This window comes from Promicromonospora sp. NPDC050880, from assembly GCF_044456525.1.
In the GTDB taxonomy this organism is placed as follows: domain Bacteria; phylum Actinomycetota; class Actinomycetes; order Actinomycetales; family Cellulomonadaceae; genus Promicromonospora.
In genome coordinates this window covers 78,586-99,478 of the sequence record NZ_JBITFV010000010.1, presented here as the reverse complement: position 1 = coordinate 99,478, position 20,893 = coordinate 78,586, and the positions used below count along the sequence as shown (strand labels likewise).

Below are 20,893 nucleotides of genomic sequence, written 5' to 3'. Positions count from 1 at the left end.
GTGCTCAGATGTGCACCATCGGTGAGCCGGCCCATCCGCCGAGTCCGAGGAAGCACTCGCATGACCACCACCCCTCCCGCCACCTCGATGAAGACCGCGTGGCGCGGCGTCCGCGCCGCCGTCGTCGGGTCCTTCATCGAGTGGTACGACTTCTACCTGTTCGGCACCGCCGCCGCGCTGATCTTCCCCCGGGTGTTCTTCCCGGGCGACGACCCGACGGTGTCGATCATCCAGTCCTTCGGCACGTTCGCCGTCGGCTTCCTGACGCGCCCGCTCGGCGCCGTCCTGTTCGGTCATTTCGGTGACCGGATCGGCCGCAAGCCGATGCTGATGCTCACGGTGCTGCTCATCGGGGTCAGCACGTTCGCCATCGGCTTCCTGCCGAGCTACGCCGCCATCGGCGTCACGGCCCCCGCGCTGCTCATCGCACTGCGCCTGGTGCAGGGCATCGGCATCGGCGGCGAGTTCGGGGGCGGTGCGCTCGTCGCCCTCGAGAACGCCCCGACGGGCAAGCGCGGCTTCATGGGCTCGATGCACCAGATGGGCACCCCCGCGGGCCTGCTCGTGTCGACCGGCGTGTTCTCCCTGGTGCAGCTCATGCCCGACGACGCGTTCACGAGCTGGGGCTGGCGCCTGCCGTTCCTCCTGAGCGGCGTGTTCGTCGCGATCGCCCTGCTCGTCCGCTCCCGCGTGGAGGAGACGGTCACGTTCACCCGTGCCACCAGGACCACCGTCCGGCTGCCCCTCGGAGCGCTGGTGCGCCACGAGTGGCGCAACCTGCTGCTGGGGATCGGCATGCGGATGACCGACGCCGTCGCCTACAACGTGATCAACGTGTTCGCGATCTCCTTCGCGACGCAGTACATGGGTCTGGGCAGCGAGGTGATCCTCACGGGGTTCGTCATCGCGGCCGCCGTCGAGCTCGTCCTCATCCCGGTCATCGGGCGCCTCTCCGACCGAGTGGGGCGTCGCCCGGTGTACCTGGCGGGCATCGTCGTCAGCGGCGTCGGCGTGCTGTTCTACTTCCCCGCCCTCGCCACCGGCAACGTGCTGCTCACCTGGTTCATGATCGTGCTCCTGGTGGCGGTCGGCACGGGCCTGATGTTCAGCATCCAGAGCTCGTTCTTCGCCGAGCTGTTCTCGACCAGCACCCGCTACACGGGCCTCGGCATCGTCTACCAGGGTTCCGCGCTGATCGGCGGTGCCCCGACGCCCGCCGTCGCGCTGGCCCTGTCCGCCGCCTTCGGCTACTCCTACTGGCCGCCCGTGCTCTACGTCGTGGGCATCGCGGTGGTGAGCGCCGTGTGCGTGCTGCTGACCAAGGAGACCCACACGTCCGAGCTCTGAGCACCCTGACCCACCCCGACACAGGAAGGCGGCACCGGATGTCCCGTCCGAACATCGTCCTCGTCATGACGGACCAGCAACGCTTCGACTCGATCGCGGCGCTCGGCAACCCGCACGTCGACACCCCGAACCTCGACCGGCTGGTGCGGGAGGGAGCAGCGTTCACCCGTGCGTACGTGGCCTCGCCGTCGTGCGCGCCCTCGCGGGCGAGCCTGTTCACCGGCCTGTACCCGCACACCTCTGGCGTGCTGCGCAACGACGACCGGTGGGCGCACTCCTGGGTGGAGATCCTCGCGGACGCCGGCTACCGGTGCACGAGCATCGGCAAGATGCACACCTACCCCTACGAGGCGTCCGTCGGCTTCCACGAGCGCCACGTCGTCGAGAACAAGGACCGCGCGCACCCGAGCCTGCCGTTCTTCCTCGACAACTGGGACAAGGCCCTGTGGGCCCGCGGGATCGAGAAGCCCTCGCGCGTCACCTACCGCACCCGCCCCGACTACCGGGAGCGACTGGGCGCGTTCGAGTGGGAGCTGCCGGAGGACATGCACGCGGACAACTTCGTGGGCAACCTGGCGCGGCACTGGCTCGACAGCTACCACGGCGCACCCGGCGAGCCGTTCCTGCTGCAGGTCGGCTTCCCCGGACCGCACCCGCCCTACGACCCGCCCGGCCGCGTGCTCGATGCCTACCGCGAGCGTGAGATGCCGGAGCCCGCCCGCTCACCGGAGGACCTGGCAGCCCAGCCGGAGCCGCTCCAGGCGCTGCGTCGGCAGCACTACGACAACGACCACGACGCCATCCACCACCTGCCCGACCCGACCAGGGAGCAGACGCAGCGCCAGCGCCGGCACTACTACGCGAACGTGACGCTCATCGACGAGCAGGTCGGCGGGATCGTCGACGCGCTGGACCGTCGAGGGGTGCTGGACGACACGGTCATCATCTTCACCTCGGACCACGGCGACGCCCTGGGCGACCACGGCCACTCGCAGAAGTGGAACATGTACGAGCCCAGCGTCCGCGTCCCCGCGATCATGTGGGCGCCCGGGCGGATCGACGCCGGCACCGTCGTCGACGGCCTCGTGTCCCTCATGGACATCGGGCCCACCGTCCTGGACCTGGCGGACCTGCCCGTGCCCCCGTGGATGGAGGCGCACTCGCTGCTGCCGGCCGTGACGGGACGGCAGTGGACAGGCCGCGAGTACGTCTTCAGCGAGCACGCCCGCGACCTCATCCTCACCGAGACCGAGCTCATGACCATGGTGCGCGACGACCGGTGGAAGCTGGTCGAGTTCATCGACCACGACCGCGGTCAGCTCTTCGACCTGCACGAGGACCCGAACGAGGAGCACGACCTGTGGTCCGTCGAGGAGCACGCCGATGTGCGGCGGCGCCTGCACGAGGCGATCTCCACGTGGCGAGCGCGCAGCGCGCTGCACACCGCCACGTGGGCCAAGGACTTCCGCTGACGGTCACCTTCGCGCCGCCCGACAATTCGGACAGGTTAAATTCACCCGCAGGACGGTGCGTCGTCGGGTCCGCGTCGGCGGGGCGCACCAGACTCTCCCCCGGTAGTCCCAACCGAGAGGGAGGTCAGCGTGTCCGAGAAGAAGAGCATCGCGTCCAGCCTGGTGAGTCTGCTCGTCGTCCTGTCCACGATGGTCGGCTTCGCCGCCGCCACCGTCTCCGTCGCACCCGCGGCGGAGGCGACCGTCTACAGCTCCTGCACCCACAGCGGCTGCGCCGAGGCGTACGACTCGCGGGCGATCTGGAGCTCCAAGGGATACCCGAGCACGCGCGGCTGGGTGAGCTGGCCGGACGGCCAGTGCAACTTTGCCGGCGGCACGTACAACAACTACGAGGGTGAGCTCCCGGCCGGCCACTCCTACCTCGAGTTCGACGTCACGCCGCGCGCCTGCGGCGCCGCGCGGCAGTCCTACCGGCTCGTCCTGGACCGCACCACCGGCGTGGTCTACTTCTCGCCCAACCACTACGGCGACTTCTACCGCATGTGACCCGCCCCCGTGCGCCGCGCCCGGACCGGTCGCGGCGCACGGCCCGGCCGACCGGGACGGATAACCTCGAACCATGACGCACGACCTGCCCGTGCTCGTCGTCGACGGGACGCGGTTCAGCGACCTCGACGGCTTCGCCCGCGAGTTCTCCCGGCTGCTGACCGGGTACACCTGGAGCGGGAACCTCGACGCCCTCAACGACGTGCTCCGCGGCGGGTACGGGACCCCCGCGGGCGGCTGGGTCCTGAGGTGGCTCGGCTCGGAGGCCTCCCGGGCGGCGCTCGGCCACGCCGCCACGGCCCGCCGCCTGGAGCAGCTCCTGCCGTCCGTCGACCCGTCGAACCGGGCGGCGGTCGAGGCCCGGCTCGCCGCGGCGCGTCGTGGCGAGGGGCCGACCCTGTTCGACGAGATCGTCGCGATCGTGCGTGAGCACGGGCCCGGCGGCCGGGAGGCGGCGAGCGGGGTCGTGCTGGAGCTGCGGTGAGGCATGCTGTACCCATGCCGAAGACCCTGCCCACGAGCCCCACGGTGATCACCGACGACAGCGAGGTACGCCTCGTCGCCGGGGCCGACCAGTTCGCCGTCCGCCTCAAGGACGGACACCTGCACGTCCGTGCCATCGACACCAGCGGTGGTGAGGCCCAGCTCGTCGTGATCCCGACGTCACGCAGCACCCTCAACCTGGAGATCTCCCACCCGGGGGCGCCCGGGCCGGTGCCCGTGGAAGGGCCGACCGTCCGCTGAGCGTCACTTTGGAGGTGCTCGGGCCACGGGCCGGGTATTGTCGATGCACCCTCGCGTCCGCGGACCGCACCGGCCCGGCGAGCGCGCGGGCCTGTGTCTCGGTCGGCGGGCGGGCGGGGTGATCGCATGAAGGTCAAGGCTCCTGACGGAGTCGATACGGGGAAGCAGGCGCTCCCCAACGTCGACTTCTCGGCGTACCTCGAGACCGGCGGACTCCCGTGGCAGCGGCGCCAGCGCGTGTTCGAGGCCATGGCACGTCTGCAGGTCGAGCGGTACCGGGTGGCGAGCGCGCTGGAGCACAACCGGCGGGTCTCCGCGCGCATCATCGGCCGGGGCCCGGTGGGTATCAACCGCGCCCTCGCGGATGCCGCGAAGTCCTGGCGGAGCGTCGAGTCCGTACGCCACACCGGCACGGTCGGCCAGCTCATGACCAGCCTGCCGAACAACGCGTTCCTCATCGAGCGTGGCCTGCGGATGGTCAGCCTGTGGAGCTACTCGGGCCTCGAACCCGAAGCTCGCCTCGTCCTGTCCGGTGAGGACCCCTCGGTCTACTTCTTCGTGTTCGCCCCGATGCAGATGAAGATCATCGACGGCACCAGCGTGCTGCTGGACGGCCCCAGCCTCCGGGGCGACCTGACCGTCATGGAGGTCACCGACGCCGCGTGCCTGGCCGCTGCCCGCGGCTACTGGGACGCCGTGTCGGCGACCAGGTACCCGTGCGACGCGGAGACGGCGGCGCTGGTGGAGCTGTCGCCGCGGCAGCGCCGCATCGTGACGCTCATGCTCACCAGCTCCTCGGACGAGGAGATCGCCCGCAAGCTCGGCGTGAGCGTCCGGACCGTGCGGGCGGACATCGCCGCCGTCCTCAGCCTGCTGGACGCCCCCACGCGCTTCGTCGCCGGCCTGCGGCTGCGCGAGCGCCTCGGCGTGCCGGCCCCGCAGCCGACGGACCCGGTGCGTTAGTCACGCGCCGTCGACCGCCCGGTCGTCCTGGAGCCGCGCCGCCACGGTGCGCACGAACAGGAAGAGCCAGGTGAGCAGCAGGGAGAACCCGACGAACTCGACGGCGGTCAGGTTGAAGTAGCCCACCGGCCACATCAGCAGGACCACGAAGGCGAACGCGCCCACGAAGAAGGACGACGTGACGAGGAAGGTCCGCGGCAGGCGGGGCACGAGGAACGGCGTGGCGACGATGAGCCCCGCGAACAGCACGGTCATCACCGACGCGATGACCGTGTGCAGCACCTTGGCGATCTCGACGGTCACCCAGCCCAGAGCCACCAGCAGGACGGCCACGCCGACGAGCCATGCCCGGAGCACCTCGAGCCGACGCAGCTCCCCGGCGGCCGCACCGGTACGCAGGTCACCGATCACGTAGTGCGACAGCGTCGTCATGGCGAGGCCAGCGAAGACCAGCGTCATGTTGAACGCGTACGCCGAGAAGCCGCCGCCGACGCCCAGGGCGCTGAAGTTGACCTGCCACCAGTGCTTGTCGTTGGCCGAGAGCATGCTCGCCAGTGCGCCGCTGACGAGGAACAGGGCGAGCAGGTTCGCGATCGCCACCGAGGTCAGGGCCGCGGCCACGAGCGTGAGCACGTAGGCCGCCACGGCGGCCGACACCCCGACGAGGACGGCGGCCATCACCGCGTCCAGGCGCAGCTCCCGGAACGCCAGGTCGAAGACCGCGAAGGCCGAGCCGGTCAGCAGCACGACGATGCCGGCCGCCGTGACGGTGAGCACGAAGACGTCGAAGGCGCGCCCCCATCTGCCGATCGTCATCCCCACGCGGGGCACGCGCGCGGAGCGGACGTAGCCGGTGCAGAACGCCACGGCCCCGGACGCCCCCGACGCGACCGCCGCGACCATGCCGACCGATCCCCCGCCGAACAACGGGACGGCCTCGCCCCCGAACACCACGACGCCCGCCACCAGGCTCACCGCCAGCGCGACGAGCGCGAGGAGCAGTGCACGGTTCTCCGTCGCGACCGACCCGGGTGCGGGCCGCAGCAGCCGCTCACGTACCGACATTCCTCGTTGCCTCCCAGGTTCGGATCCTATGCGGACCAACTGGTCGGCGGCCGGAAAGTTCCCGGAGGGCGCTTGACCCTACCCTGAGGGCAGGGTTGAGGGTCCTTCCCAGGAGGTGCGGTCCATGGCCTACACGATCACCCACGTCTCCCGGCTGTCGGGAGTGACGCTCAAGACGCTCTACCACTACGACCGGATCGGGCTGCTCGTTCCCGCACGGGACGAGCGCAACGACTACCGGACCTATTCGGACGGCGATCTCGAGCGTCTGCAGCAGATCCTGTTCTTCCGCGAGCTCGACATGCCGTTGGACGCGATCGCACGGGCCCTCACAGACCGCACCTCCCGGCTCGAGTGCCTGCTGGACCAGCGCGCCATGCTCCGTTCACGCGGTGCACGCCTCGCCCAGGTCCTGGCGACGCTCGAGCAGGCCATCGCACACGAGAGAAGGGGAGAACCCATGACCGCCGACAGCATGTTCACCGGCCTGGACCAGGCCGGATGGCAGGAGGCGCTCCAGGACCAGAACGCGCACCTGCAGGAGACCTACGGTGTGGAGCTCGACACCGCGGGAGTCGACGCCGACGCGATGAACGCGGCCGCCGCCGAGGCGACCGGGTTCATGTCTGCCATGGCCGACGCGCTGCGGGGCGGGCTGCGCACCGACGACCCGACGGTGACCGGCGCGATCGAGCGCCACATCGCAGCGCTCGCCGTCGCACACCCGACGGATGCCGCCGGCTTCGCCGACCAGGCGCGGTTCTTCGTCACGGACGACTTCCACCGGCAGATGCTCGAGCAGCAGCAGACCGGGCTGGCGTACTACCTGCTGCACGCCGCCGAGTCGTACCGCGACGCCGCCTGACGCGCGAGGGACGACGTCCCGGAGGTTGCGGGGCGTCGTCCGCCGGCGCGGCGCGGATCCGACCCGGTCACAGCTCCTCGTACGTGGCCGGGTCCTGGTTCGCGGTGCGACCGTCCGGCCGGCCCAGGGCGGTGAGCCGGGCGACGTCCTCGTCCGTGAGCACCACGTCGAAGATCGCGAGGTTCTCCCGTTGCCGGGCACGTCCGGCGGCCTTGGGCAGGGGGATCGCGCCGCGGGCCACGTGCCAGGCGAGCACCACCTGCGCCGGGCTGACCTCGTGCCGGGTCGCGAGCTCGGCGACCACCGGATGGCTCAGCAGGTCGTTGCCACGCCCGATCGGGGTCCACGACTCGGTCAGGATGCCGCGCTCGTGGTGGAACGCCAGGGCCTCGGTCTGCGGAAAGTACGGGTGCAGCTCGATCTGGTTCACCACCGGCAGCACGCCCGTCTCCTGCGCGAGGCGGTCGAGGTGCTCCGGCAGGAAGTTGCACACACCGATCTGCCGCACCAGCCCCCGCTCCCGCGCCTCGACGAGGGCGCGCCACGCCTCGACGTACCTGCCCACGGACGGGTTGGGCCAGTGGATGAGGTACAGGTCGATCGCGTCCAGGCCCGTGCGCAGCACGCTCTCCTCGACGGTCGCGATCGCGTCGTCGAACGCGTGGTAGCGCCCCGGGAGCTTGGAGGTCACCACGATCTCGTCGCGCGGCACCGCGGAGCGCCGGACGGCGGCGCCGACGGCACCCTCGTTCTGGTAGCTCGCGGCCGAGTCCAGCAGCCGGTACCCGGCCGCGAGCGCATCACCCACCGCTGCCGCACCCGCCTCGCCGCGCAGCCGATAGGTGCCGAAACCGACGGCCGGAAGCGTGTAGCCGGACGGCGACGTGACTGCAGGGATGGACATCGGCGAAGCTCCTCGACATGGACGGCAGGTAGCTCGACGCTAGCAAGCCGCCGGGCCGGGCTCAGAGCTTCTGGGCGAACCGCACCGGCTCGACGCTCTCGCTGCCGTGCCGGGCGGCCCAGTTCTCCAGCGACGTGCGGCAGGCGTGGTCGATGTGGTGCAGCCCGGACAGGTCCACCTCGACGGGGCGGTCCCGCGGGAGCGCCTCCAGCTGGTCGAGCAGCCTGGGCAGCCGCAGGAACGTCGCGCTGCCCCGCAGGCGTGCGGTGAGCGGACCGGTGCCCGGGTCGACCACCTCGAGGTGCACACGGGAGGTGTCCCACGCGGTCTTGACCACCGAGAGGGCCAGCCCCACGAGCACCCCCTCGAACATGCCCACCGAGACGATCGCCACCGCGGTCGCCACCAGGACCAGAGCCTCGCCCCGGTGCCCGTGCCACAGCCGGCGGACCTCCCCCAGCGGGATCAGCTTGAACCCGGCGTGGACCAGCACGCCGGCGAGCGCGGCGACGGGGATGAGTCCGAGCGCCGCGGGAACCAGCGCGGCGAACAGCAGCAGCCAGACGCCGTGCAGCACCCGGGACGCCCTCGTGCGGGCTCCCGCCTGGACGTTCGCGGCGCTGCGGACGATGACCGCGGTGAGCGGCAGCGCACCCAGCACGCCGCACACGGCGTTGCCCGCGCCCTGCGCCATGAGCTCCTGGTTGTACCGGGTCCGGGGTCCGTCGTGCAGGCGGTCCACCGCGGCCGCGCTGAACAGGCTCTCGGCCGAGGCGATCAGCGTGAAGGCCAGGATCGTGCCGATGACGCCGACCTCGGCGAGCCGGGCGAAGTCGCCTGGACCGGGCGGCTGGATCGAGTCCAGCAGGCCGTGCACCTCGACCATGGCCACCGACGGGCCGAGGAGCGCACCCGCACCGATCGCCAGGCCGACCGCCGCCAGCGGCGCGGGAACGACCCGCAGCCGCTGCGGGACCTTCTTCCACAGGACGAGCACGGCGATCGTGCCCAGGCCGAGAGCGAACGACGTCAGCGCCGTCGGCGAGCGCCAGACGTCGGCGAGCAGGCCGGGCAGGCCGGCGATCTTGGCCAGGCTCGCGCCGGGTGCGTCGAGCCCCGCCATGGAGTAGAGCTGCCCGGCGATGAGCACGAGACCGATGCCGGCGAGCATCCCCTCGACCACCGAGACCGAGATCGCCCGGAACCAGCGGCCCAGCCGCAGCGCGCCCATGAGGAGCTGAAGCAGGCCGGTGGCGAGCACCAGGACCCCCAGGACGGAGATGCCGAACTGCTGCACGGCCTGGTACACCAGCACCGTCAGCCCGGCCGCCGGGCCGCTGACCTGCAGGCTGCTGCCGGGGAGCAGGCCGGTGACCAGTCCGCCGACGATCCCGGTCACCAGTCCCAGCTCCGCCGGCACACCGGAGGCGACGGCGACGCCCACGCACAGCGGCACGGCGACCAGGAACACCACGAACGATGCGGTCAGGTCGGCCAGGAAGGTGCCCCGCCTCGACGTCGGCACCCCCGCCGCCGCACCCCGTACGGCGCTCACAGCGGCAGGAACTGGTCGGCGTGCGCGCTGTGCGCGAGCACGGTTCCTGTGTCCACCTCGTGGAACCAGCCGTGGAGGCGCAGCCGGCGGTCGTGGCGGGGCACGATGTTCCCCGCGGTCCGGAGCTCGAAGAGCTCCCCCGGGCGGGCGCCGGTGATCAGCGAGGGAATGACCCGGGAGCCGGAACAGGTCAGGAACAGGAAGGACCGGGCGTGGTCGAGAAGATGCTGCATCAGATACCCCCTGGTGCGCCCCGTGGGCGCATCGGTCGTCAACGGTGGTGGAGAACGTCGGGTAGGTGAGGTGCACGGCGAACCCTGGACGGGTCGCAGCCGGGATTCGGCCGCTCTCGGCTGTACACAAGTCTTGCCACCGAATCTCAGAGCAACATCAGAGAGGGGGTGAAACAATCTGCCCATGGACCAGGACGCGCGCCGTGTGTTGTTGGTCGAGGACGACGTGCGACTCTCCGACCTGCTCGTTCGGCTGCTCACGGCGGAGGGCTACAGCGTGGTCCCCGTCTTCGACGGCCAGGCCGGGCTGCACCACGGGCTGACCGGTACGTGGGACGCGCTGATCATCGACCGCACGCTCCCCGTGATGGAGGGGGTCGACCTGGTCCGCCGCCTGCGCTCCCGCGGAGTGACGACGCCGACGATGCTGCTCACCGCGCGCGGCACCACCGAGGACCGGGTGGAGGGGCTCGACTCCGGCGCCGAGGACTACGTGGTCAAGCCGTTCGACAGCGACGAGCTGCTGGCGCGGCTGCGCGCGCTCCTGCGCCGCCACTCCGACACGTCGGCCGTCATCGACCTCGGCAGGCGGCGGCTCGACGTCGGCACGCGCAGGGTGCTCTCCCCCGACGCCGACCCGGTCGAGCTGTCCGCCCAGGAGTGCGCGCTGCTGAGCGTGATCGCGGCCAACCCGGGCCGGGTCCGCAGCCGGGAGGAGCTGCGCCGGCGCGTCTTCCAGAACGCGGACAGCCCGAACGCCGTGGACACCTACGTCTACTACCTGAGGCGCAAGCTCGGCCACCAGACGATCCGTACCGTGCGCGGGCTCGGCTACCAGCTCGGGACATCGTGACCACTGCCATCAGCGACCGCCGGCTGCTGCGCAAGGCGTCCCTGGCCGTCGCGCTCCAGACCGGGGCGGCCGTCGCGGTCGTCGTCTCCGCGGTGATCGCCCTCGTGTACGTGGTCGGGCTCGAGGCCCGGCGTGACGCGTCGGAGAGCAAGCTGCAGGCCAAGGTGGCCGAGACGGGCAACCACCACGTCATGCTGGACGGCACCGACACCGTGGTCCTGGACGGCATGCCCGCGAACTGCCCCGAACGCCATGTCCGCGAGACCGCGGCACGGCTGTCCGACGGCCAGTCGCGCATCGACGTCTGCGGCAGCCCGTTCCTCGCCTACGTCGGTCAGGCGCCCGACGGCACCCGCGTCACCGCGATCATGAACTTCGTCGAGCAGCAGGAGGAGACGGAACGCCTGACCCGGCTGTCCCTCGCGGCCGGCGCCCTCGGCGTCCTGGCGTCCGCGCTGATCGGCTGGGCGTTCGGTCGCCGCGCCGTCCGCTCGCTGGGCGAGGCCCTGGCCCTGCAGCGCCGCTTCGTCGCCGACGCCGGCCACGAGCTGCGCACTCCCCTGGCCATCGTGCTCACGCGCGCCCAGCTCCTGCTGCGCGGCCCCACCCACGACGAGGACCAGCGCCGGGAGCTGCAGCAGCTGACGATGGACGCGAAGGTCGCCGCGGAGGTCGTGGACGACCTGCTCCTCGCCGCCGAGATCCAGCACCGGCCGCTCGCCCGGCTGCCGGTCGACCTCGGCGCCCTCGTCCATGAGGTCCGCGCGTCGTTCGCGGCACGCGCGGAGCTGGCGGGAGTCGTGCTCGCGGTCGACACCCAGCCCGGCACCGAGCACGTCGTCGTCGGTACCGCGAGCGCCCTGCGCCGCGCGGTGTCGTCCCTCGTCGACAACGCCCTGGCCCACGTGGCCCACGGCGGCCGCGTCGTGATCTCGCTGCGCCCGCGCGGCCTCGGGACGGCCCTGACCGTGACCGACGACGGCGAGGGTCTCGACCCGGCACAGGCCCGGGAGCTGACCCAGCGGTTCCGGCGCGGGTCCCAGGACAGGGTGGGCGCCGTGCGCCTCGGCCTGGGCCTCGCGCTGGTCAACGAGATCGTCACCGCGCACGGCGGCGAGCTGACGATCGACGGGGCTCCCGGGCACGGGGCCTCCTTCACGCTGCTCTTCCCGACGTCGGGCGGCCCGTTCGGCCGCGTCCCGGCACCTCCGGCGGCCGGCGCTAGGCTGCGCGGGTGAGCACGACGCGTCGCGGTGAAGCGCAGGCCCCGGACGGCACCGCCATCGCCTACCGCACCCACGGCGACGGCGCACCGGTCGTGCTGGTGCACGGCACCGGGCTCTCGCAGGTGGTGTGGCGGGGCCTGGGGTACGTCGAGGCCCTTTCCGGGTACCAAGTCGTCACCCTCGACCTCCGGGGCCACGGCCGCAGCGGCCGACCGACGGCGCCCGCCGACTACACCTCGACCCGGTTCGCCTCCGACGTCGTGGCCGTGCTCGACGCCCTGGCGATCCCCCGCGCGCACTACCTCGGGTACTCGCTCGGGGCGCGGACCGGCTTCACGCTCCTCGACACCCACCCGGACCGGATCAGCTCGTTCGTCTCGCTCGGCGGCACCCACCGCGCCACCGCCGGAGGCCCGGCGGAGGTCTTCTTCCCGGACTTCGACGAGGCACTCCGGCTCGGGGGCATGACCGAGTTCGTGGAGCGGTGGGGGCGCCACCGGGGAGCGCCGCTGGACCCGCAGACCGCACTGGCGTTCATGGCGAACGACCCGGACGCCCTGCGCGCGATCCTCGCCGCGATCGAGCAGGAGCCGGGAGTGCCGACGGACCGGCTCCGCCACGTCACCACGCCGACGCTGCTGCTGGCGGGCGACCGGGACCGGGCACGGTGGGAGGCCGCCGCGGAGGCGGCACACGTCATGCGCGACGCCCGGGCCGTGACGCTGGAGGGCGCAGACCACGCGACGACGCTCAGCGACCGGGCACACGTGGTCGCCCATGTCCTCCCGTTCCTCCAGGCCGTGCCGGTGCCGGAACCCAGCCGCTGCCCGTAGGGCGGTGCAGGGTGACCGGCCTGTGGGGTCACCCGGCCACGGTGGTCATCGCCTGGAACCAGCCCTCCGCCGACACCGAGCTCAGGCGGTGCAGCAGGAGGAGCAGGAGGCCACCCAGGGTAGGGATGGCGCTGAGCAGGATGGTCAGCCACTGCAGCGCCCGGTTTCCCACGCCCGCCCGCATCCGGACCACAGCCCACACGAGGGTGACCGGCGCCAGCGGCCAGACGACGACGGCGAGGAGAGGGAGCACCACGTCGACGGCCTCGACCCTCGCGGCCGGGGCCGCTGGCGTCGGTGCGGGTGTCACCTCGGCCGCGATGGCCTCCACGGGACCCAGCTCGTCGAGCACGCGGCGGGCCGACTCGTCGCCGCTGCCGTGCCGGGCGAGCGACTCGACGGCGTGCTCACGCACCGCCGCCACCGTCTCCGCACGTTCCCGCGGATCGGCGGACGCCAGGGCGCGGTCGAGGTCGGCGAGGTAGGCCTCGACCGTCGTAGGAAGGTCAGGGGTGGTGGTCATCAGGACTCCAGGGTCGCGCGGACATCGGTCGTGAAACGGGACCAGGTGGCGGTGAAGGTCTCGAGGGCGGCCCGGCCCTCGTCGGTGATCTCGTAGTAGCGGCGCGGCGGGCCCACCGCGGAGGGGACCTGGGTGGTGGTGACCCAGCTCTGCTGGCGCAGCCGGGACAGCAGCGGGTACAGCGTCCCCTCGCTGGTCAGCAAGGATCTGTCCGTGCCGAGTCGTTCGGCCAGCTCCAGCCCGTAGGCCGGTCCGGAGCGCAGGCACGCCAGGACGCAGTACTCCACGACTCCCTTGCGGAGCTGCGTCAGGACGATGTCCGGTGTCGGTACCATGCGACACAAGATAGCAGTTCCTTGCGACACAAGATAGCCGCCGCACCTCGCCCCGGCCACCTTCTGGTCACGAGCTCCGTGAGCGACACCCCCGAACGGGTGCGGACCATGACGAAGGTGCACCGCCCCCCTTGCCGATCTGCAACCGCAAGGTTGCATTTCTGAGATCGGTGTGCAACCCTGAGGTTGCACACATATCCAGGGAGGACGTCATGGCACCGATCGGCAGACCCCGCGGCGGGACCTCAGCGGTCCTGGTCGTGCTGTTCGTGGGGGCGTTCGCGATGGGCAGCGCGGAGCTGCTCGTCATGGGCATGCTCGACCTGATCTCGGCCGACCTGGCCGTCTCGATCCCCGTGACCGGCACGCTGGTGACCGCCTTCGCGCTGGGGATGGCGGTGGGCGGCCCGCTGCTCGCGCTCGCCACCGCACACCTCGACCGCCGGGCGGTGCTGGTCGGCGCCGTGGCGGCGTTCGCGCTGCTCAACCTGATGCCGGTGCTGGTGGCCGACTACACGCTGTTCCTCGTCGCACGGGCCGGGGTCGGAGCGACCGAGGGCCTGTTCGTCGCCGCCGCGCTCACCGCGCTGGAGAGCGTCGTGCCCCGCGAGCGTGCCGGCCGCGCGATGGGCGTGGTGATCACCGGCTTCGCCGCCGCGAGCGCCGTGGGCATGCCGCTCGCGTCGCTGCTGGGACGGGAGCTCGGGTGGCGGACCTCGTTCGTGGGGCTCGCGGTGATCGGGGCCGGGATCGTGCTGGCCGCCCTGGTGGTCCTGCCCCCGGTCCCGGTGGCGCGCGCGAGCCGGACGGCCGGTGCCCAGCTGCGCCACGCGTTCGCACCGCGGGTGCTCGCCGTGCTGGCGCTGTGCTGCCTGGTCTTCGCCGGCGTCCAGTCGGCCCTGACGTACCTGGTGCCGTACCTGGGCGAGGTCACCGGCGTCACCGGCCCGCTGGTCGTGGGGGTGCTGTTCGCGTTCGGGGTGGCCACGACCGCGGGCTCCGCGGTGGGGTCGCGCTTCGCCGATGCGCACGCCCCCCTCGCCCTGCAGTGCGGGACGGTCGGGCTGACGATCTCGCTGCTGGCCATGTTCCTCCTCGGCGGGCAGGTCGCGTTCGCCGTGCTGGGCATCGTCGGCGTGGGGCTGTTCGCGATGGGGATGGCACCCGCGATGCAGAGCCGGGTGATGAGCCTGGCGGGGCCCGGCGCCGCCCTGGCGGCCTCGCTGCCGGCGTCCGCCAGCAATGCCGGGGACGCCGTCGGCGCCCTGCTCGGGGGTGCGGCGATCGGACGGGCCGGCCTGGAGGCCGCCGTCCTCGCCGGAGCCGCGGTCGCGGCGGCCGCGGTGGTCGTGGCCGTCGCGACCGGCCGGCTCCGCCCGCACGAACCCGCCGCCCACGACGTACCGCAGGCGGTCGAACCGATCGCCGCGCACAGCCAGTCCGCCTGAGGAGAGGATGAACGACATGACCGAGAATCCGCTGTCCGTCGCCGAGCAGGACACGTTCACCGTGCGCCGGACGATACGGATCGCCGCCCCGGTGGAGAAGGTGTGGACCGCCGTCACCGAGCCGGAGCACATCTCCCGCTGGTTCGGGCGCACCGTACTCGTCGGCGACGGCCGCGGCGCCCACGGCACCGTCACGTGGCCGGACGAGCCCGGCATCCCGATCCGCGTCGAGGCGATCGACCCACCGCGGGCCGTCTCCTACCGGTGGTGCAACGACGACGCCGCCGAGAGCGTCCCGAGCGAGATGGACCCCGCGCACTCGACGGTCTTCACCTTCACGCTCGAGCCGGTGGCCGACGGTACCCGGCTCACCGTGGTCGAGACGGGGTTCGAGACGACCACCGACCCTGCGGGCAACCTGGAGAGCCACCGCCTCGGCTGGGACGAGCAGCTGGACCGGCTGGTCGCGGCGATGGAGGCACTGCGATGAAGGAAGCACTGGTTCCGATGTGCGCTGCGCTCGGTGACGAGAACCGCTGGAACATCCTGACCAGCCTGGGTGAGGCCCCGGCCTCTGCGTCCACGTTGGCCGCCACCTTGCCGATCAGCCGCCAGGCGATCACCAAGCACCTCAAGATCCTCCAGGGGGTCGGGCTGGTCGAGCAGGTCCCGGTCGGCCGCGAGGTGCGGTACCGGGTGCTGGGCGCCGAGCTCAGCGCCACCGCCCGGCGCCTGGATGCCATCGGCACCGCCTGGGAGCGGCGTCTCGGGGACATCAAGGCGATCGCGGAGGACCTCTGATGGCCGCCCGAGGCGCGGCCCTCGCCGGTGCGGGCCTGCCGCGGCCCGCCGACCGGGCGGCCTACGAGCACGAGATCGAGGTGCTGCGGCAACGGGAGAAGGCCCACACGCGCGAGGCGGACGCGATCGCCGCGGCCCGTCGCCGGCTGCCGATGGTCGAGGTGGACGGCGGCTCCGAGCTGCTCGGCCCCGACGGGCCCGTGACGCTCCTCGACGCGTTCGAAGGGCGCCGCCAGCTGCTGGCCTACTACTTCATGTGGTGGCCGGGCCATCCGGCGGCCGACCAGTGCGAGGGCTGCACGTTCTTCACGAACCAGGTGTCCGACCTCTCGGCGCTGCACACGCGCGACATCACCTTCGCGGTCCTTCTCCAGGGCCGGAACGTGACGTACGGCCCGCAGGACGCTCACCGGTCGTACGACGCGAGCCGGCGCTACCGTGACTTCATGGGCTGGACCATGCCCTGGTACTCCGCCCAGCCGTCCCTCGAGACGCTGCTGGGCGGTCGCGAGCCCGGCATGTTCTACCTGGTGGGCTACGTCCGCGACGGCGACCGGGTCTTCGAGACCTACTGGACGAGCCGGCGGGGCGTGCAGGCCATGGACCACAGCTACGCGCTCATGGACCTCACGGTCTGGGGCCGCCAGGAGTCCTGGGAGGACTCACCTGCCGGCTGGCCGCAGGGCTGCGTCAGCGGGCGCACCACCGCCGGCGCACCGGAGTGGACGCCCGCGCCGGACTGGTCGGGCCGCCCGATCAGCCAGTGGCCCCGCCTGGCCGCCGGGCACGACGACGACCTCGGGCCCGTCGGCCCCGGCCACCCGCCCGTGGCACCGCACTGCCACTGACGCACTGCGACTATCCGCGACCGGGCCCCACCACGGTCCACGGCACCGCCTGGCCCGTGGTCTCGCCCGACAGGGCCGCTCGCGCACACGCACGACCCTGCTCGCGCAGCGAGGCCGCCACCGACCAGACTCCTGCCGTGGCGGCCTCGTGTGAGGCGTCCCACCCGGTGAGCACCACCTCGCGCGGCACGCGGCTCACGGCGAGACGGGCCCCCAGCGCCAGCTCGTCGCTCATCGCCAGCACGACCACCGGCCCGGAACCGTCCAGCGTCTCGAACAGCGCCGCGGCGGCATCCTCACCCCGTGCGCGCTGGTTGCGCTCCACCACGGCGACGCGCACGTCGTCCCAGTCGTGCCCGGCCTGCGTCACCGCATCGCGGTAGCCGGCCAGCCGAGCCCCGGTCACGGGGAACGGGACCGCCTGCGGGTCCGTCAGGTCGGCCGGCAGGTCGCGGCCGCGCAGGATGCCGCTCGTACGACGCCGGTCCAGCGGGAAGCCGATGACGACAGGGGTGGCCTCGGCCAGCGGCGTCGCCGCCGCGACCGCCGCGGCGGCCGCGCGGTCGTCCGGCCCGATGCACGCGACCCCCGGGTGGGCGGGACCACCCTGGATGGCGGCGGGTCGCCCGCTACCGGCGACGGCGGCGAGCACCGGGTCGTCGGCCACCGTGGTCCACAGCACGTAACCGTCCACGGCCGCGGCCAGCACCCGGTCGACGTCGGAGGCGTCCCCTCGGGTGGGGATCAGCACCAGTCCCGTGTCCTCGCCGACGCAGACGTCGGAGATCCCGGCCAGGAACTGCGCCGCCTGCGGGTCGTCGAAGAGGTAGGACAGGTGCTCGCCGACCACCACGCCCAGCTGCCGGGTGCGCCCCGAGCGCAGGGCGCGCGCGGTGCTGTCGGGGCGGTAGCCCAGCTGCGCGGCGGCCTCCAGCACCCGGTTCCGGGTGGCCTCGGCCACGCGCGCGGGGTGGTTGAAGGCGTAGGAGACCGTCATCGGCGCGACGCCCGCCCGCGCGGCCACGTCCTTCACGGTGGGGCGACGGCGGGCAGGTGTGGACACGGCCACAGCATACCTGTGTATCGTTACGGTCCATGAGTCGCGACCCGGTCCGCCCCGAGCAGGGGCCACTGCTCCTCGACGCTCGTGCCACCTACGCGCCCTACACGGCGTTCGCCGCGTTCGGAATCTTCTGGGGTGCGTGGGGGGCTGCCCTGCCGGCGCTGCGCACCCAGGCAGGCGTCAGCGACGGCCAGCTCGGCACCGCCCTGCTCTTCGTCGGCCTGGGGGCGTTGCCGTCCATGGCCTTCACCGGGCGGGCGGTGGACCGCTTCGGGCTCCGCGTCGCGGCGTGGCTGCTGGCGGCGCTGGCGGGTACCGGCCTGCTCATCACCACCGGCGCCCACGGGATGGTGCCGCTGGTCATCGGCATGCTCGTGGTCGGCGCCGCCTCCGGCGCCGCGGACGTGGCCATCAACACCCTCGCCGGGCGCGCCGAGCACGCGACCGCCAGACCCCTGCTCACCCGGTCCCACGGACTGTTCTCCGTGGGCGTGGTCGTCGCCAGCCTGTCCACGGGTGCGCTGCTGGGCGCAGGACTGACGCCGACCGCGACGTTCACCGTGGTCGCGGTGGTGATGCTCGCCCTGGCGGCGGTCGCGTGGCGGACCAGCACGTCGCTGCACGTGCCGGCTCCGCCGAGCGGCACCGGCACCCCCACCGATGCCGACGACGGCGGTGCCGGGCTCCGGCACGCGCTGCGCCGGACCGGCCCCGCCTCGCCCCTGCTGGTCGTGGGGCTGGTGGCGGCCCTGGCGTACGCCATCGAGAACGCCCACCAGAGCTGGGGTGCGGTGATGCTCACCGACACCTTCGCTGCACCACCCCAGCTGGCGGCCGCCGCCCCGGCAGCCTTTGCCGCCACCGCCGCGCTCGCGCGCCTGAGCCTGGCCCGCCTGTCCCGCAGCCACCCCACCGCGGTGCTGCTCGGCGGCGGCGTGCTGGCCACCGCGGGCACCGCATTGCTTGCTACCGCGCCCTCGGTCGCGGTAGCCCTGGCCGGGCTGGTGCTGGCCGCCCTGGGCACCGCGACGCTCTTCCCCACGCTGCTCAGCCGCAGCCTGCGCCGCACCGACCCCGCCCGGCACGGCCGGGCCACCTCCCGGGTCGCCACCACGGCCTACCTGGGCTTCTTGCTCGGCCCGGCGTACGTGGGCCTGCTGGCCGAGGAGAGCGACCTGCGCGGGGCTCTGCTGGGCGTCGCCGCGCTCGCCCTGGTCTTCACCGTGACCGCGGCACCGGTCAGCGCCTGGGCCGCCAGGCGAGGCGCCGGCGGCGAGCCGTCCGCCTAGCCCGCAGCCGCATAGGACGCCGTCCTGTCGGCCGTGACGGTCTCGTCGCCGACCTGCCCGGTGACGGTGACCCTCACCTCGCCGGCCGGGATCGACGCCTGGCGCGAGCTCATCGACACGTTCGCCGACGCTCCCGGCTGCACCGCGGTGAACGACCGCGAGCCGTAGGGCGTCTCGACCTCGAGGTCGAGGGCGATGTCCGCGCCGTTCGTCACCGCGACGGACACGTACTGCTTGCCCACCAGGGTGCGCGTCGTGGCGGACACCGACACCTGCCGGGCGGCCCTCCACGCCAGCTGGCCCGCTGCGGCGTCGAGCACGCGCTGCGCCTCGTCGGCCTCGTCCTGCGTCGGCCGGTCGGCCGCGGCGACCCGCCTGGCCTCGTCGAGCGCGGCGCGGAAGACGGCGAAGTCGATGGAGACGTACCGGTCCTCGCGGGCGAGCAGCGGTCCGGCGGCAGCGATGGCCTCGTTCAGGCCCGTGAGGTCGACCTCCGGGACCTCCTGGGGATCCGGGCCGAACTCGTACCACTGCAGGTTCGCGACGTAGTTGAACTCCTGCCCCGGGACGGCGTCCGCCCGCATGACGACGAACAGCGTGTGCGTGCCGGAGACCGGCTCGTCCAGCTCCGCCGTCGTCTCCACGTAGCTGGCCCACCCGCCGGTCTTCGGCAGCTCGACCGTCCCGACGCGCGTCGCCTCGCTCACCTCGTCGAGATAGAGCTCGAGCCGGCGGTTGTCGCCCACGCGCTCGTCGCGGGTGGATGCGCTGACCGTGACCCGGGTGAGGGGGTCCGGGCCGAGATCCCGGCTGTCGTAGGTCAGCCGGCCCCCGTCCCAGGTGCCACCGACGTTGCCGGCGGGCGGCTCACCGCCCTCCTTCTTCAGGCCGTTGCCGTTGTCGGCGTCATAGGTCTCGGCCTCGATCCGCACGGGTTCGGCCGTCACCGGGCCGTCCTCGGCCGTCGCGAGGAACTGCACCAGGTCGACGTTCGCGACCCACGAGTTCGGCTGGGCCGGGTCGGGCGTGCCGGCGAAGACGAAGTAGACGCGGTTCGATCCGTCGAGCACCTCGGGGCGGTCGACCGCCGCCTCGGCGGTGACGTAGTCGTCCCACCCGCCGGTGACGTCCAGGTCGACCGTGGCGGCGACGGGACCGTCCACGGCACCGACGCGCACCTCGACACGCTCGTCCGTGGCGCTGTCGTCGGGGTGGTTGGCGTAGCGCACCCTGACCCGCTCGGGGAGCTTCGCGCCGAAGTCGAGGCCGTCGAACGCGATCCAGGAACCGACCTGGACGCCGCCGATGTTGCCGTTCTCCGGGCTCAGCCGTCCGCCCGAGGAGTCGTCGAACTCCTCCGCCTCGAGCACCCGGTAGGGCGTCGGCGTGATCCGCAGGGCGTCCGCCGCCCGTGTGAGCCGGTCGAGCGCCGCCCGCAGGTCGTCGTCCGACGCCGACTCGGTCGCGAGCACCTGCGTCGCGCCGTCCCGGGCCGCCGTGAACGCGGAGAAGGACGCCGAGGAGTACGCCCCGCGGACGACGAGCCCGGCCTCGGCCAGCAGCGCGCCGAGCCGCTCCCGCCACCGCTGGTCCCGCTCGACGGTGACGGTCGCCAGGCCGGAGATGCCGTCGCTCCGGACGCTCGCCGCCGGCGTCGCGTCGAAGGCCGTGTCGGCGAGGTCCAGGCCGAAGGCGGCGCGCTGCGCGTCGCCGAGCGAACCGGTCAGCCGCAGCGTCACCCGGTGCGCGTCGTCCAGGATCGCGGTCGCCGCCACGCCCGCGGGGACACCGGGGAGCGCCAGCGCGCCGTCCGCGACGAGGTCCCGCCCGGCCGCCCCCACGAAGCGGGCGCCCGTCAGCGTGAGCGTCGCGGAGACGTCGACCGCACCGTCGGCGGCCGCCGTGAGCCGGGTCCGGTCCATCGTCAGCCTCGGGCCGTCGAAGTCCACCCGGAACACGAGCTCACGGCTGCCGGTCGAG

At 72.8% G+C, this 20,893-nt stretch carries 23 protein-coding genes; 15 read left to right on the top strand and 8 right to left on the bottom strand.

Annotated features, from left to right (window positions below; genetic code table 11):
- The first annotated feature begins 60 nt into the window (after positions 1–60).
- The 6 genes from ACIBBF_RS16825 (at position 61) to ACIBBF_RS16800 (ending at position 5,072) form a co-directional block, all read left to right on the top strand.
- The gene (locus ACIBBF_RS16825) at positions 61–1,347 is read left to right on the top strand and encodes an MFS transporter (RefSeq protein WP_397415391.1); all 1,287 of its coding nucleotides are present in this window, start codon (positions 61–63) and stop codon (positions 1,345–1,347) included.
- A 38-nt stretch (positions 1,348–1,385) separates the two neighbouring features.
- A complete protein-coding gene (locus ACIBBF_RS16820; RefSeq protein WP_397415388.1) occupies positions 1,386–2,819 on the top strand; it encodes a sulfatase in 1,434 nt (477 codons plus the stop codon).
- Between the two features lie 129 nt (positions 2,820–2,948).
- A complete protein-coding gene (locus tag ACIBBF_RS16815) occupies positions 2,949–3,365 on the top strand; it encodes a ribonuclease domain-containing protein (RefSeq protein ID WP_397415386.1) in 417 nt (138 codons plus the stop codon).
- 73 nt (positions 3,366–3,438) lie between these two features.
- Positions 3,439–3,849, top strand: coding sequence for a barstar family protein (locus ACIBBF_RS16810; RefSeq protein WP_397415383.1), 411 nt, complete (start codon positions 3,439–3,441; stop codon positions 3,847–3,849).
- Between the two features lie 14 nt (positions 3,850–3,863).
- On the top strand, positions 3,864–4,109 hold the full coding sequence (locus tag ACIBBF_RS16805; protein ID WP_397415381.1) for a hypothetical protein: 246 nt from the start codon (positions 3,864–3,866) through the stop codon (positions 4,107–4,109).
- 126 nt (positions 4,110–4,235) lie between these two features.
- Positions 4,236–5,072 (top strand): sigma factor-like helix-turn-helix DNA-binding protein, encoded by an 837-nt coding sequence (locus ACIBBF_RS16800; RefSeq protein ID WP_397415379.1) that lies wholly within the window; start codon positions 4,236–4,238, stop codon positions 5,070–5,072.
- Here the strand turns inward: ACIBBF_RS16800 and ACIBBF_RS16795 are convergent, their stop codons facing one another.
- Positions 5,073–6,137 carry a hypothetical protein gene (locus ACIBBF_RS16795; RefSeq protein WP_397415377.1) on the bottom strand — a complete coding sequence of 355 codons (1,065 nt, stop codon included), beginning with the start codon at positions 6,135–6,137 and terminating at the stop codon, positions 5,073–5,075. It lies immediately after the preceding gene.
- Between the two features lie 124 nt (positions 6,138–6,261).
- Here ACIBBF_RS16795 and ACIBBF_RS16790 point away from each other — a divergent pair, with 124 nt between their 5' ends.
- A complete protein-coding gene (locus ACIBBF_RS16790; protein ID WP_397415375.1) occupies positions 6,262–7,002 on the top strand; it encodes a MerR family transcriptional regulator in 741 nt (246 codons plus the stop codon).
- A 67-nt stretch (positions 7,003–7,069) separates the two neighbouring features.
- Here ACIBBF_RS16790 and ACIBBF_RS16785 read toward each other — a convergent pair whose 3' ends face one another.
- The 3 genes from ACIBBF_RS16785 to ACIBBF_RS16775 form a co-directional block, all read right to left on the bottom strand.
- Positions 7,070–7,906, bottom strand: coding sequence for an aldo/keto reductase (locus ACIBBF_RS16785; protein ID WP_397415373.1), 837 nt, complete (start codon positions 7,904–7,906; stop codon positions 7,070–7,072).
- Between the two features lie 61 nt (positions 7,907–7,967).
- Positions 7,968–9,461 (bottom strand): SulP family inorganic anion transporter, encoded by a 1,494-nt coding sequence (locus tag ACIBBF_RS16780; RefSeq protein WP_397415371.1) that lies wholly within the window; start codon positions 9,459–9,461, stop codon positions 7,968–7,970.
- On the bottom strand, positions 9,458–9,694 hold the full coding sequence (locus ACIBBF_RS16775; protein WP_397415369.1) for a carbonic anhydrase: 237 nt from the start codon (positions 9,692–9,694) through the stop codon (positions 9,458–9,460). The genes ACIBBF_RS16780 and ACIBBF_RS16775 overlap by 4 nt, the downstream gene beginning before the upstream one ends.
- A 184-nt stretch (positions 9,695–9,878) precedes the next feature.
- On the opposite strand from ACIBBF_RS16775, the gene ACIBBF_RS16770 reads away from it, so the two are divergent.
- Genes ACIBBF_RS16770 through ACIBBF_RS16760 form a run of 3 tightly spaced genes read left to right on the top strand, consistent with a single transcriptional unit; the run spans position 9,879 to position 12,606 of the window.
- Entirely contained in the window at positions 9,879–10,547 is a 669-nt protein-coding gene (locus tag ACIBBF_RS16770; protein ID WP_397415367.1) for a response regulator transcription factor, read from the top strand.
- Complete coding sequence (locus tag ACIBBF_RS16765) at positions 10,544–11,785, top strand: sensor histidine kinase (RefSeq protein ID WP_397415364.1); 1,242 nt, start codon at positions 10,544–10,546, stop codon at positions 11,783–11,785. The genes ACIBBF_RS16770 and ACIBBF_RS16765 overlap by 4 nt, the downstream gene beginning before the upstream one ends.
- Positions 11,782–12,606 (top strand): alpha/beta fold hydrolase, encoded by an 825-nt coding sequence (locus tag ACIBBF_RS16760; RefSeq protein WP_397415362.1) that lies wholly within the window; start codon positions 11,782–11,784, stop codon positions 12,604–12,606. Before ACIBBF_RS16765 ends, ACIBBF_RS16760 begins: the two co-directional genes overlap by 4 nt.
- Positions 12,607–12,634: 28 nt before the next feature.
- Here the strand turns inward: ACIBBF_RS16760 and ACIBBF_RS16755 are convergent, their stop codons facing one another.
- Positions 12,635–13,129 (bottom strand): HAAS signaling domain-containing protein, encoded by a 495-nt coding sequence (locus ACIBBF_RS16755; RefSeq protein WP_397415359.1) that lies wholly within the window; start codon positions 13,127–13,129, stop codon positions 12,635–12,637.
- Positions 13,129–13,464: a PadR family transcriptional regulator gene (locus ACIBBF_RS16750; protein WP_397415357.1), complete on the bottom strand. Its 336-nt coding sequence runs from the start codon at positions 13,462–13,464 to the stop codon at positions 13,129–13,131. Before ACIBBF_RS16750 ends, ACIBBF_RS16755 begins: the two co-directional genes overlap by 1 nt.
- A 212-nt stretch (positions 13,465–13,676) precedes the next feature.
- On the opposite strand from ACIBBF_RS16750, the gene ACIBBF_RS16745 reads away from it, so the two are divergent.
- Genes ACIBBF_RS16745 through ACIBBF_RS16730 form a run of 4 tightly spaced genes read left to right on the top strand, consistent with a single transcriptional unit; the run spans position 13,677 to position 16,561 of the window.
- The gene (locus ACIBBF_RS16745; RefSeq protein ID WP_397415355.1) at positions 13,677–14,912 is read left to right on the top strand and encodes an MFS transporter; all 1,236 of its coding nucleotides are present in this window, start codon (positions 13,677–13,679) and stop codon (positions 14,910–14,912) included.
- Between the two features lie 16 nt (positions 14,913–14,928).
- Complete coding sequence (locus ACIBBF_RS16740) at positions 14,929–15,402, top strand: SRPBCC domain-containing protein (RefSeq protein ID WP_397415353.1); 474 nt, start codon at positions 14,929–14,931, stop codon at positions 15,400–15,402.
- Positions 15,399–15,713, top strand: coding sequence for an ArsR/SmtB family transcription factor (locus ACIBBF_RS16735; RefSeq protein ID WP_397415350.1), 315 nt, complete (start codon positions 15,399–15,401; stop codon positions 15,711–15,713). The genes ACIBBF_RS16740 and ACIBBF_RS16735 overlap by 4 nt, the downstream gene beginning before the upstream one ends.
- Positions 15,713–16,561: a DUF899 family protein gene (locus tag ACIBBF_RS16730; protein ID WP_397415348.1), complete on the top strand. Its 849-nt coding sequence runs from the start codon at positions 15,713–15,715 to the stop codon at positions 16,559–16,561. Before ACIBBF_RS16735 ends, ACIBBF_RS16730 begins: the two co-directional genes overlap by 1 nt.
- A 10-nt stretch (positions 16,562–16,571) precedes the next feature.
- Here the strand turns inward: ACIBBF_RS16730 and ACIBBF_RS16725 are convergent, their stop codons facing one another.
- Complete coding sequence (locus ACIBBF_RS16725) at positions 16,572–17,624, bottom strand: LacI family DNA-binding transcriptional regulator (RefSeq protein ID WP_397415346.1); 1,053 nt, start codon at positions 17,622–17,624, stop codon at positions 16,572–16,574.
- A gap of 32 nt (positions 17,625–17,656) precedes the next feature.
- On the opposite strand from ACIBBF_RS16725, the gene ACIBBF_RS16720 reads away from it, so the two are divergent.
- Positions 17,657–18,913, top strand: coding sequence for an MFS transporter (locus ACIBBF_RS16720; RefSeq protein ID WP_397415344.1), 1,257 nt, complete (start codon positions 17,657–17,659; stop codon positions 18,911–18,913).
- Here ACIBBF_RS16720 and ACIBBF_RS16715 read toward each other — a convergent pair.
- Positions 18,910–20,835, bottom strand: a complete 1,926-nt coding sequence (locus ACIBBF_RS16715; protein ID WP_397415600.1) for a carbohydrate-binding protein — start codon at positions 20,833–20,835, stop codon at positions 18,910–18,912. The genes ACIBBF_RS16720 and ACIBBF_RS16715 overlap by 4 nt on opposite strands.
- Between the last annotated feature and the right edge of the window lie 58 nt (positions 20,836–20,893).